Below are 12,236 nucleotides of genomic sequence, written 5' to 3'. Positions count from 1 at the left end.
ATGAGACGAAAATTGAACTGCATCCTATTGATCGACGACGATGAACCAACCAACTTTCTGAACAAACTGATCATCGAAGAAGCGGAGTGCGCAGAAAATGTTCAGGTAGAACAAAGCGCACCCGATGCCCTTGAATACCTTACCACTGAGATCGAAGAAGTGGCAGGCTCAGGCTCTACGCCCGACCTCATCTTTCTCGACATCAACATGCCTGCTATGGACGGTTGGGAATTTCTGGAAGAATACCAGAAACTCACACCTGCTCAAAAAGCCAGGGTAATTGTGGTAATGCTCACCACCTCTTATAATCCGGAAGATGAAGTGAAAGCCCGCAACCATGGACTGATTGCGGAGTTCAGAAACAAACCTCTCACAACGGAAATGCTGATGGATGTTCTGCACCAGCACTTCCCGGAGAAATTCTGATCAGAGCGGCATCACAATCTTCAGCGTACATCCCTCACCGGGAGCGCTGATGATCTCCATTTCGCCGTTCTGCATCTCAACACGGCTCATGATGTTGTGTAAACCAATGCCTTTCCCTTTTTTGCGTGGATCAAATCCGATACCATTGTCTTTTATTGTGAGACGGGTGAACTGCTGATCTGTTTTCAGTTCTATTTCTGCAAGGCTGGCCCTTGCATGTTTTACGATATTGTTCACCTGCTCCTGCACAATGCGGTAAATGATCAGCTTCTTGTTGTTGCTGAGACTCTCCACATGCGGATCATTTGCCCTGATCTTGATCTTCAGTCCCTGCGATACGCTCATGTTCTCGATCATCTCCAGCAGGGCTTCCTTCAGCCCGATATCGCCCAGTGAAGGCGGTACCAGATTCTTGGATAAACTTCTTATCTCATTGATGGCTTTCGAAATGCTGTCGTAGCTTTTGTACAGCAGTTCTTTGCTGATATCTTCTTCGTTGATGGCCATATCCACGCAGAGCTTGGCAGTGGCGAGTATCTGGTTGATATTGTCGTGCAGCTCCAGTCCTATATCCCTTCTTTCCTGCTCCTGCGTTTGAATGGTGATGCGGGTGATCAGTTTCTGCGTTTCTATCTGTTCTTCCTGCTTTCTCTTGCGTTCGGTGATATCGAGCATAGCGCCGATCATGCCATAGGGTTTGTGTTCCGATTTCAGAATATAGCCACGGTCGTACACAAAACGGTAGCTGCCGTCTGCTCCGAGATAGCGGTATTCTTCTTCCCACTGGCTGATGCCGTCGCTGAGGCAGCTGGCAATTTTGGTGAGCACCCGCTCCCGGTCGTCCGGATGGATGTTCTTGTGATGCCAGGCCGTTGTCGGTTGCACTTTCGAGGCAGGATAACCGAAAGTATTGGTGATACCATCGTTCCAGGTGATCTTATGATCGTTGAGGTTCCATTCCCAGATGGTATCGTTGGTAGCTTTGATGATGGTGTTGTAGCGTTCGTAGTTCTCCACCACGTGCTGCAATATTTTTTTCCGCTCAAGGCTGTACATGATGGTTTTGGTGAGCAGTTTCTCGTCGAACTCGCCTTTCATCAGGTAATCCTGTGCACCTTCGGTAATGGTTTGAAGGGCAATCTGTTTGTCGTCGAGACCGCTGAGTACGATAATGGAAATATGAGAAGCCTGCTGATGCAGCTGCGTAAAAGTGGCAGCCCCCTCACTGTCGGGAAGGGTAAGATCGAGAAAAATAAGGTCTGGTTGAAAATCCTGCACAAGCGTAATGGCTTCGGCCAGGCTTTGGGCGTGTTGCAGGGTCTGAACGGGCAGCTTCGTTAGTCTCAGGTATTCATTAAACAGGTAAAAGTCGCTCTGACTATCTTCAATTACGAGGATATGAAGCGGATGCGTAGAATTGATCATAGCGCTGATTTGTGGTGTGATGCCGGTCGATTCCGGATTGACATCTAACCATTTACGGTTATTGCTAACCTTTAGTTTTCGGCTTTTTGTAAATAAATGTCGCATCTCCTGCACTGGGCAGGGTACGGAAATGCGGGTCATAGTCAGGAATTGCCCTAAGGATAAGGTGTTGCGGAGAATTGCCTCGTACAATTACAGGAAAAAGGTACTAATATTTCTGCATAAAAAAATGGGCGGCATTAAACGCTCAATAAAGAAATCCGGTAACTTGATGCCTGACAGCCAGCCCTGTATGATCAGCGATTGACATTTCACAAATCTCTTCCGGCAGCTGGGAAAGAACCGATTAACTTTGAACGCAAATTCAGAAAACCCAATGATCAAACCGAGCAGTTATTGCCAGGCAGTGAGCGGAATGGAAGCGGGTAACCCGAATATCCATTACCACGACAACGAATACGGATTTCCTATTCACAACGATAATGAACTCTTTGCCCGGCTGGTGCTCGAAATCAATCAGGCCGGACTGAGCTGGATCACCATCCTTCGTAAAAAAGATAATTTCTTTGCAGCCTACGATAATTTCGATATCGACAAAGTGAGCCGCTACTCCGAAAAGAAAATAGCTGCCTTACTGGAAGATGCCGGCATCATCCGCAATAAACTCAAAGTGAATGCTGCCATCGAAAATGCCAAACGAATCAAAACGCTGCAAAAGGAGTTTGGATCGTTTGAGAGATGGCTCGATGCGCATCATCCCATGACAAAAGAAGAATGGATGAAGCTCTTCAAAAAAACATTCGTATTCACCGGTGGAGAAATCGTCAATGAATTTCTCATGAGTACGGGCTATCTTCCCGGTGCGCATATCGACACCTGCGCCATTCACAAAAAAGTGCTGAAACAAAAACCCGCCTGGGCTCAAATCAAGAAGAAGAAATAATGAAATGGATCAAACGCGTACTGCAACTGCTGGTGTTATGGGTTGCAGTGCATTGCAGCATCGCTGCAATAGTGGGGCTTCGCTCATTCGACGGGAAAGCAGATGTAGCCATCGTTTTAGGCAATGAAGTGTATAAGGATGGAACCCTTTCTCCCTGGCTGCGTGGAAGGGTAGATGCTGCGCTGCATCTTTACAACAATCATCAGGTGAAAAAGATCTTCGTCAGCGGAGGCATCGGCGATTCCGGATATCCCGAAGGAGACGCCATGCGCAATTACCTTATTCAACAGGGAGTGCCGGTTGCGGATATCATCACAGACAATCTCGGCAACAACAGTTATCTCACGGCTAAGAATTTTGTGGAGGCGAATCAGCAGCTGAAATACGAATCAGCGGTGGCTGTGTCTAGTTGGTTCCATGTACTGAGATGTAAGTATATTCTTCAGAAACTGGGTGTGAAAAAAGTATATGGAGATCATTCGCGCAGTTATTTCGGAAAAGATATCCTGTATCTCCTGCGCGAGTTCCCGGCATACTACAAATACATGCTGGTGTACTAATTGAGGCGAAGTGCGGGCAGGCGGTAATGCTGACCGTCCACCACAAACAATTCGTCGATCTCATAGTCCCAGTATCTGTAGAGGGGGGATTGGGTGAGGTAGCTGTCTACATCCTCTTTCTCTTCTGCTGTGAAAGTGATCCATATGCGCTGCGATTCCATGCTTACCACATACTGATCAATGATCCCTTTCTCGATCAATGTATTGATGTATACACGGTGGGAGGGGACCAGGGAAGTAAAATCATCGTCCATCTCAAATTGTATCGTCACCTGGTATTTCTTCATGTCTGAGAAATATAACAGTAAATAGCAGCAAAAGGTTGAATATGCCTGTTTAGAGGGTCCATTCTACAATCTGGTTGGCCCATTCTGCACGGTGCGGAGTGGTTACCTTGATGTAGTTGTCGGTATATCCTTCCATCATGCCGCTGTGGTCGAACTTCTCAAATAATACTTTACGTGTCTGACCCGCATGAAGTTGGGTGAAGTACTGCATTTTCATGTAACTCAGGTTACGGAGGCTCTTGTTGCGCTCATGCCTTACTTCGATGGGCACCACAGGCGTAATTTCCAGCGCCTTTGTGTTGTCTCTTTCCGAGTACGTGAACACGTGGAGATAAGATATGTCGAGTGAATGGAGGAAGTCGAATGTTTCTTTGAAATCTTCAGCCGTTTCGCCGGGGAATCCAACGATTACGTCAACTCCGATGGCGCAATGTGGCATCAGGGTTTTGATCAGCTGCACGCGTTCGGCATAGAGCTCGCGTTTGTAGCGGCGGCGCATCAGTCCGAGTATGCGGTTGCTACCGCTTTGCAGCGGAATATGGAAATGAGGCATGAACTTGTTGCTGTTGGCTACGTGTTCGATGATCTCATTGGTGAGCAGGTTCGGTTCGATCGAGGAAATTCTGTAACGCTGAATGCCTTCCACTTCGTCGAGCGCTTTCACCAGCTGAAAGAAGTCTTCTTCGTGTTTTTTGTCGCCATCGGGGCCCTTGCCGAAATCGCCGAGGTTTACGCCCGTGAGCACTATTTCTTTCACACCTTCGGATGCGAGGCGCGTTGCGTGTTTCACTACATTTTCTATACTGTCGCTACGGCTCTTGCCGCGGGCCATGGGAATGGTGCAGAAAGAACAGTTGTAATCGCATCCGTCCTGCACTTTCATGAAGGTGCGGGTGCGGTCGTTGGCGCTGTAAGACGAGTTGAATCCGCTCACTTCTTCGATATCGCAGCTGCAGATGAGTGCGGAATTCCCTTTGGTGAGCTCTTTGAGGTGATGGCCGATATTGAATTTCTCAGCGGCTCCCAGCACCAGGTCCACACCGGGGATCTCAGCGATCTCCTTTGGTTTCAGCTGGGCGTAACATCCGGTGATCACCACCAGACTTTCGGGGGCTTTACGCTGAATGCGGCGTACCAGATGGCGGCACTCCTTATCGGCATTCTCGGTAACGGAACAGGTGTTGATCACATACACGTCTGCGAGGTCGTCGAACGCCCGTTTCTCGAATCCTTCATTTTCCAGCTGTCTTGCCAGGGTAGAGGTCTCGGAGAAATTGAGTTTGCAACCCAACGTATGAAATGCCACTGTTCTTTTTGTTTCCATCAGGGCGCAAAGATAGGATAGTTTACGTTTTGCCGTTAAATTGCACAAAATAGTGGGAATGAGAACCAATCAGAGCAGGATCTATGTAGTGCTGCTGGTGCTTGCCAGCCTGATAATCACCGTATATGTGAAGTACCGCAACAAAAAGCAGGGGGAAGAGGCCCGGCAGGAGCAGGTGATCCGACAGGCGGAAAGGGCTATCAGGGCAAAGCAGGAGCGCTACCGGAACAACGACACCGGTCGCCGGGATCCATCACGCCCACCCAGTGATGAGCCAACCCGCATTCCCGGATTCGACCGCAACCGCCCCGGACAACTCATTTTCACTAAACATGCCCGTTGCCGCATGGGCTGCCGCCATATCGATGAGGACGAAGTGCGTGAGATTCTGCAAAACGGCCGCATCAACGAACGCAAGTCGGAACCGGCCGCCCGCCCAGATCCCAAATACGCACTCGAAGGCCGGACCAGAGATGGGCAGGAAGTGCGCATCATTTTTGCTCCATCGGACCGCGGAATGGTGGTGATCACCGTAATAGACCTCGATACCGAATGGCCATGTGATTGCAAATAAGTTAAAACAAGGGTAAAGGCCCGAAGCGGTTACGCATTCTGGTACACGAATATTATATTTACGCTTTCTACCCTGATGAAGTATTTGTTATTACCCATTAAAGGCCTCTACTTCCTCTATGCATGCATCACATTCGTGTTGCTGATGTTGCTGGTTTTTCCGGTTGTGATCGTAGCATCCTTCTTCGGAAAGATAAAAGGAGGTAATTTTATTTATCGCGCATGCGCCTTCTGGGCCGATGTATGGTTCTTTCTGATCGGCATCCGGCATAAGAATATCTTTGAAGTTCCGCATGATAAAAAGCAGCAGTTCATCTTCGTTGCCAATCATATTTCCTATCTCGATATTCCTGTTATTGTGAAAACGGTTCGGCAACCGGTGCGCATTCTGGCCAAAGCCGAAATGAGCAAAGTGCCTGTATTCGGATTCATCTACCGCAATGCAGCAGTAACAGTAGATCGCAGCAGTGCGGAGAACAGGGCAAAGAGTGTACGCATACTCAAGTCTGCCATTCACAAAGGCATATCCATCTTCATATTCCCCGAAGGCACTTTCAATGAAACACATCAGCCGTTGCGCAGTTTCTACGACGGTGCATTCAAAATTGCCATCGAAACGCAAACGCCCATCAAACCTGTGCTTTTTCTGGATACTTATGCGAGACAGCACTACAAAAGCATTGTATCGCTCAATCCCGGCCGTTCGCGCAGCATATTTCTCCCACCCGTTCCGGTAGAAGGGTTAACGTCGAAAGATGTGTCCATACTCAAAGAGCGCGTATTCAATCTCATGGAAGATGCCCTCCGGAAATACAAGGCGGACTGGATCAGTTGAAAACCCGATGATCTGACTTACATTTGATCTCTTGTTTGCAGAAGTAATCATACCATTGGCCCTGCCCAGGAATTATACCTGGAGTGTACCCGAACGGTTCAGAGATCAGGTGCGTCCGGGTGTTCGTGTAGAAGTGGTGCTGGGCAAGAACAAAAAGTACGCAGGTGTTATCCGTGCCATCCACGATATAATGCCGCAGGCATTCGAGCCGAAAGAAATACTGAACGTGCTCGATGTGGAGCCCATCATCTTCGATCATCAGCTCTCACTCTGGAACTGGATTGCACAATACTATATGTGCTCCGAAGGTGAAGTGATGGCGGCTGCATTGCCTTCGCATTTCAAACTCAGCAGCGAAACCACCATCGTGTTCAGCGAAGAATACGGAGAGGATTTCTCCGCACTCGATCACGACGAATACCTTGTTGCCGAAGCATTGCTCATCAGAAAAGAACTCAAAGTACCGGAGGTACAGCAGATACTCGATTCATCGCACGTTTATCCCGTTATCAAGAGACTCATCGAAAAGAAGGTCTGCATGGTTTGGGAAGCGCTGAAAGAAACTTATTCGCCCAAGAAAGAAACTTTTGTTCAGCTCAACGTTGCCTACGATGATGAAGAGGCGTTGGCGCAGCTGCTCAACGAAGACAAAAAACTGCAGCGCGCCGAAAAGCAGATGGAGCTGCTGCTCAGTTATCTCCACCTGCAAAAGACGGTAGGAGAAGTAACCAAATCGGAACTGCTGAAAAAAAGCGGCGCCTCCGATTCGCAGCTGAAAGGTTTGGTGGATAAGAACATTCTCTGGCTGGAGAAACGAAACATAGATCGGTTACTCTATCTGCCGCAAAATATCACCATCGATTTTACGCTCACAGCTGCACAGCAGGAAGCCTACGAAAAAGTAGTGGAATCCTTCGATCAGAAAGCAGTCACCTTATTGCATGGAGTAACCGCCAGCGGCAAAACGCAGGTGTACGTGAAGTTGATCGAAAAAGTGATCCGGCAGGGGCAACAAGTGTTGTACCTGCTTCCGGAGATCGCACTCACCAGCCAGATCATCCGCAGGCTGCAAAAGCATTTCGGCGGATACATCGGCATTTATCACAGCAAATTCAATCAGAACGAACGCATCGAGATATGGAATAAAGTGAAGAACGGAGAACTGAAAGTAGTGCTCGGTGCAAGATCATCCTTATTCCTTCCATTTTCCGATCTCGGATTGGTGGTGGTGGATGAAGAACACGATCCCAGTTACAAACAACACGAACCCGCACCGCGCTACAATGCGCGCGACGCAGCGATATATTACGCATCGTTATTCAAAGCGCGCGTGCTGCTCGGCAGTGCCACGCCTTCTGTTGAAAGCTATTACAACGCGCAGCAACAGAAATACGGATTCGTAGAACTCAGCGAAAGATTCGGTGGTGTGAAGATGCCTACCATCGAACTGATAGACATCAAGAAAACTCCGAAGACCAATAAGGAAAAAGTGATCCTCACACCTGATCTCAAAACAGCGATCCAGCGATCGCTCGAAGCAGGCAAGCAGGTGATCTTATTCCAGAACAGACGCGGCTATTCGCCGTATCAGGTCTGCCAGACCTGCGGCTGGATACCGCAATGCAAGTTCTGTGATGTTAGTCTCAACTTCCACAAGAACACCAATAAACTGCATTGCCATTACTGCGGAACAGTGTATCCGTTGGTGTACACTTGTCAGGCTTGCGGCAATCACCATTTTCTTCAGCAGAATTTCGGTACCGAGCGTATCGAAGAACATCTCGAAGAGCAATTGCCCGGCGTGAAAGTGGCGCGGATGGATATCGACAGCGTTCGCGGAAAAACTGCACACGACAACCTCATTCAGCAATTCGAACAGCAGCGCATTCAGGTGCTCGTAGGAACGCAGATGGTGGTGAAGGGGCTCGACTTCGAGAACGTGAATCTCGTGGGTGTGCTCGATGCTGACAGTCTGCTCAGCTTCGCCGATTTCCGTGTGAATGAACGGGCCTTTCAATTGATGGAACAGGTGAGCGGGCGTGCAGGAAGGAAGGATGGCGAAGGCCATGTGATGATCCAGGTATCGCAGATGGCGCATCCTGTGCTGCATTACGTGCAGCAACACAATTATCCGGCATTCTTCAAAACGGAGATAGAAGCGAGGCGGCAATTTATGTACCCGCCATTCTCGCGGATCATACTGCTTACGTTCAGGAACAAGTCGAAGGATCTGGTGAATGGCGCAGCGAAGCAGCTGGCAGAATATCTGAAACCGCAGTTCGGACAGTATATGGTTGGTCCGGCAGAGCCTGTGGTGAACCGTGTGCGCAATCAATATCTGATGGAGCTGATGTTCAAATTGCCGAAGGATACGGCACTCATTTCGCGATGCAAGCAGCAGATACAGGATCAGATTGCGGTGCTGCATAATGATAAGCGTTTCCGGTCGGTGGTGATTATTCCTGATGTGGATACGCAGTAAGAATCTTTTTCTCCAATCATTTCATTTTATCATACTCATACACCTGCAGCCCTTTGCTGTCGGAGAGTGCTGCATTCACCATGGCTTCCGCCACTTTGCCGGCTTCGATCGGGCGGTACTTGCGCATAGGACCAATCATCATCCAGCTAAGAGCAGGCAGTACAGCTTGCATCAGTTTTTCCGCACTGCGTTTTTCATTGCGATGGCCGAGCAGCAGGGATGGTCTGAAAATATGAATACTGTCGAAAGGAAGTGTGCTGATATCTTCTTCCACAGATCCTTTCAGTTGCAGATAGAAATTGCCTGAATTAGGACTGGCGCCAACTGCAGAAATAAGCAGGTACTTACTGAAATGATGTTTGGCAGCAAGCTGCGCAGCTGTAACAGGAATATCGTAATCTACTTTACGGTAGGCTGTCTTATCGTTATTCACGCGTTTCTGAGTGGTACCTACACAGCAGAATAGTACATCGCCATCGCCGAGGGTGTCTTCAAAGCTTTCGGCGTCGTTGAAGTTCACCTGTTTTATTTCCAGTTTGGGATGTTGAAAGTGCAGAGGATGCCGCACCAGTATTCTTACAGTGCTGAACTGATCGTTCTGAAGGAGCTGCTGCAATAAAATTCCGCCGACCATTCCGGTGGCGCCGAGAACCACTGCTGTTTGTCTTTGCATAATTTCGTTATTTTGCTACCAACACAGCTTTATGCAAATTCAGCAAAATATTTCACTCAGGCAATACAACACTATGGGCATTGACGCCCAGGCAAGGCAGTTTTCCACATTTGGAACAGTGGACGAACTGCAGGAATTGACGGCTTTGTCTGAAAGCAGCCCCAGACTTGTGTTAGGAGGAGGAAGCAATATGCTGCTTACCCGCGACTTCAACGGATGGGTGTTGAAAAATGAATTGACCGGCATTGAATTAATCGACGAAACCGACGAATACTACTACGTAAAAGTGGGAGCAGGGGAGAACTGGCACGGGTTTGTGCAGACTGCCATCAGCAGAGGATGGGCCGGCGTGGAGAATCTCAGCCTCATTCCGGGCAATGTAGGAGCAAGCCCCATGCAGAATATCGGCGCCTACGGCGTGGAAGTAAAAGATGTATTTGAAGAACTCGAAGCCTGGCACTGGAACGAAAAAACAACCCGCACATTTTCCAATAACGATTGTGGTTTCGGATACCGCGAAAGCGTGTTCAAGCGTCAGCTGAAAGATCAGTACGTGATACTGAATGTGGTATTCCGGCTGAGGAAACAACCGAAATTCAATACCAGCTATGGCGCCATCGAACAGGAGTTGGAGAAAATGGGCGTAAAGGAATTGAGCATTGCGGCAGTATCGCAAGCTGTGATCAATATCCGCCGAAGCAAACTGCCCGATCCTGCTGTGATCGGCAATGCGGGGAGTTTCTTCAAAAATCCTTCCATACCTGCTGCTCAGTTTCAACAGCTGAAGCAAAATTTTGAAGGTATTGTCGGATACAATAATCCCGACGGATCTGTGAAGCTCGCTGCCGGATGGCTCATCGAACAATGCGGATGGAAAGGATTCCGCAGAGGCGATGCCGGCTGTCATGCAAAGCAGGCGCTGGTTTTAGTGAATTATGGTAATGCCACCGGCGCCGAGATCTACGAGCTGAGTACAGAGATCGTAGACAGTGTGCAAAATAAATTCGGTGTGGAACTCGAACGCGAAGTGAACATCATCTGATTGAAAGATATCAATGCAAAAGGCGATCCTGCAAAATATGCGGATCGCCTTTTGTTATGTTACTGACAGTACTTAATTGAAATCTTCGCTGTCGAACTCTTCATCCGAAAAAGAAGTAGTGTTGCCGAGATTCAGCATGCTTCCCATCAGGTCTTTGAACTCGATCTTATTCTCCACAATCTTCTTGCTGATCATCGAGAAAGCCGATAATCCGTGCAGTACAAATTCCATCAGCAATGCCGCTTCGCGTTCATTGGCATTCTTGAAGAATTTTTTCACCAGTGCATGCAGGCCATCTACCTTGTAGAGTTGCTGTATCTTTTGATCGTCTTTCACATTCAGCAGCAGATCGAGGGTATTGCCTTTATCGAACCACGATTGAATGCTGCGGTATGGATTCTCTTCCTGCTGCGCCTGTGTACGCTTTTTCTTCAGTGTTTCAGGATTAGGGAAGTAATTGATGAACTGGCTGCGGATAGCGCGTTCCAGCAGGTTCATAGCCACCTGATACGGACCTTCCTGCTCGCCTTCGTATACCAGTTCTATCTTTCCGGTGATGCTCGGTATCACACCCACCATATCGGACACCCACACCTGTGTTTGTTTTTCTTTATTGAGCACGGCACGTCGCTCGGCTGCACTGATGGCATTCTCCAGCGCGGAAATGCTGAGACGTGCCGATACACCGCTCTTTTTGTCTACCAGTTCGCTGCCGCGCGCCTCGAAGGCAATCTGCTCTACCAGCCGTTTCAGCAGATCGCTGATCTCAACAAGGTTCGACTGGTCGGGGAGGATGTCTGCTTCCTGCTCCGTGATGGCCAGCGCTGTATCGATATTCTTCGGATAGTGCGTGAGTATCTGGCTTTCGATACGATCCTTGAGTGGCGTAACAATGGCGCCCCGGTTCGTATAGTCTTCCGGGTTAGCAGTGAATACGAACAGAATGTCCAGCGGCATGCGGAGTTTGAAACCGCGGATCTGGATATCGCCTTCTTCGAGTATGTTGAACAGCGCCACCTGAATGCGGGCCTGCAGATCGGGTACCTCGTTGATCACGAAAATGCCGCGGTTGCTGCGCGGGATGATGCCGTAGTGGATCACCTGTTCGTCCGAGAAATTCAGTCGCAGATTGGCTGCTTTGATGGGATCGATATCGCCGATCAGATCCGCTACGCTCACGTCTGGTGTGGCGAGTTTTTCGCCGTAACGCTGACTGCGGTGCAGCCATTGAATGGGCGTATCGTCGCCATGCGCAGCAATCAGATCGATGGAATATTTGCTGATGGGGTTGAGCGGATCATCGTTGATCTCACTGCCTGCGATCACGGGAATATATTCGTCCAGCAACTCGGTCATCTGCCTCGCCATACGTGTCTTTGCCTGTCCGCGCAATCCGAGGAAGAGAATGTTATGCCTCGAAAGCAGCGCCCGCTCTACATCAGGAACAACAGTGTCTTCATAGCCGAGAATGCCATTGAAGGTCTGTTCCTGCTTTTTCAGTTTGCCAAGGAGGTTGGCTCGTATCTCGTCTTTTACGGAACGCGATTTATAGCCGCTGGCTTTCAGTTGTTTGAGTGTTGTGATATTGTTGTGTTTCATTACCGCTGTGAGGGGAAGATGGATAGCCTTCCGGTTTTAATTTGTTGGAATAATTCTATGCGTTGAT

The 12,236-nt window shown here is 48.8% G+C and carries 12 protein-coding genes; 7 read left to right on the top strand and 5 right to left on the bottom strand.

Annotated features, from left to right (window positions below):
- Entirely contained in the window at positions 1-426 is a 426-nt protein-coding gene (locus tag HHL16_RS12885) for a response regulator (protein WP_169425605.1), read from the top strand.
- On the opposite strand, the gene HHL16_RS12880 is transcribed toward HHL16_RS12885, so the two are convergent.
- Positions 427-1,851, bottom strand: coding sequence for a PAS domain-containing protein (locus HHL16_RS12880; RefSeq protein ID WP_169425604.1), 1,425 nt, complete (start codon positions 1,849-1,851; stop codon positions 427-429).
- Between the two features lie 376 nt (positions 1,852-2,227).
- Between HHL16_RS12880 and HHL16_RS12875 the strand changes: the two genes are divergently transcribed.
- Both HHL16_RS12875 and HHL16_RS12870 read left to right on the top strand, forming a co-directional pair.
- On the top strand, positions 2,228-2,794 hold the full coding sequence (locus tag HHL16_RS12875) for a DNA-3-methyladenine glycosylase I (protein ID WP_169425603.1): 567 nt from the start codon (positions 2,228-2,230) through the stop codon (positions 2,792-2,794).
- A complete protein-coding gene (locus HHL16_RS12870; protein ID WP_169425602.1) occupies positions 2,794-3,354 on the top strand; it encodes a YdcF family protein in 561 nt (186 codons plus the stop codon). The genes HHL16_RS12875 and HHL16_RS12870 overlap by 1 nt, the downstream gene beginning before the upstream one ends.
- On the opposite strand, the gene HHL16_RS12865 is transcribed toward HHL16_RS12870, so the two are convergent.
- The gene (locus tag HHL16_RS12865; RefSeq protein WP_169425601.1) at positions 3,351-3,641 is read right to left on the bottom strand and encodes a hypothetical protein; all 291 of its coding nucleotides are present in this window, start codon (positions 3,639-3,641) and stop codon (positions 3,351-3,353) included. The two genes, HHL16_RS12870 and HHL16_RS12865, sit on opposite strands and share 4 nt — an antisense overlap.
- 49 nt (positions 3,642-3,690) lie before the next feature.
- Entirely contained in the window at positions 3,691-4,965 is a 1,275-nt protein-coding gene (gene mtaB, locus HHL16_RS12860) for a tRNA (N(6)-L-threonylcarbamoyladenosine(37)-C(2))-methylthiotransferase MtaB (protein WP_169425600.1), read from the bottom strand.
- Positions 4,966-5,023: 58 nt separating this feature from the next.
- On the opposite strand from mtaB, the gene HHL16_RS12855 reads away from it, so the two are divergent.
- The 3 genes from HHL16_RS12855 (at position 5,024) to priA (ending at position 8,855) form a co-directional block, all read left to right on the top strand.
- Entirely contained in the window at positions 5,024-5,539 is a 516-nt protein-coding gene (locus HHL16_RS12855) for a DUF4258 domain-containing protein (RefSeq protein WP_169425599.1), read from the top strand.
- A gap of 75 nt (positions 5,540-5,614) precedes the next feature.
- Entirely contained in the window at positions 5,615-6,373 is a 759-nt protein-coding gene (locus HHL16_RS12850; RefSeq protein WP_169425598.1) for a lysophospholipid acyltransferase family protein, read from the top strand.
- 31 nt (positions 6,374-6,404) lie between these two features.
- Complete coding sequence (gene priA / locus HHL16_RS12845; RefSeq protein WP_169425597.1) at positions 6,405-8,855, top strand: primosomal protein N'; 2,451 nt, start codon at positions 6,405-6,407, stop codon at positions 8,853-8,855.
- A gap of 16 nt (positions 8,856-8,871) precedes the next feature.
- On the opposite strand, the gene HHL16_RS12840 is transcribed toward priA, so the two are convergent.
- On the bottom strand, positions 8,872-9,528 hold the full coding sequence (locus tag HHL16_RS12840) for an NAD(P)H-binding protein (protein ID WP_169425596.1): 657 nt from the start codon (positions 9,526-9,528) through the stop codon (positions 8,872-8,874).
- Between the two features lie 31 nt (positions 9,529-9,559).
- Between HHL16_RS12840 and murB the strand changes: the two genes are divergently transcribed.
- Positions 9,560-10,570: a UDP-N-acetylmuramate dehydrogenase gene (gene murB, locus HHL16_RS12835; protein ID WP_169425595.1), complete on the top strand. Its 1,011-nt coding sequence runs from the start codon at positions 9,560-9,562 to the stop codon at positions 10,568-10,570.
- A gap of 72 nt (positions 10,571-10,642) precedes the next feature.
- Here murB and HHL16_RS12830 read toward each other — a convergent pair whose 3' ends face one another.
- On the bottom strand, positions 10,643-12,169 hold the full coding sequence (locus HHL16_RS12830) for a sigma 54-interacting transcriptional regulator (RefSeq protein WP_169425594.1): 1,527 nt from the start codon (positions 12,167-12,169) through the stop codon (positions 10,643-10,645).
- Positions 12,170-12,236 lie beyond the last annotated feature (67 nt).

It is taken from the genome of Pseudoflavitalea sp. G-6-1-2 (assembly GCF_012927185.1).
Classification (GTDB): Bacteria; Bacteroidota; Bacteroidia; order Chitinophagales; family Chitinophagaceae; genus Pseudobacter.
The sequence above is the reverse complement of the archived record's forward strand: the minus strand, read 5'-3'. Positions and strand labels throughout refer to the sequence as shown.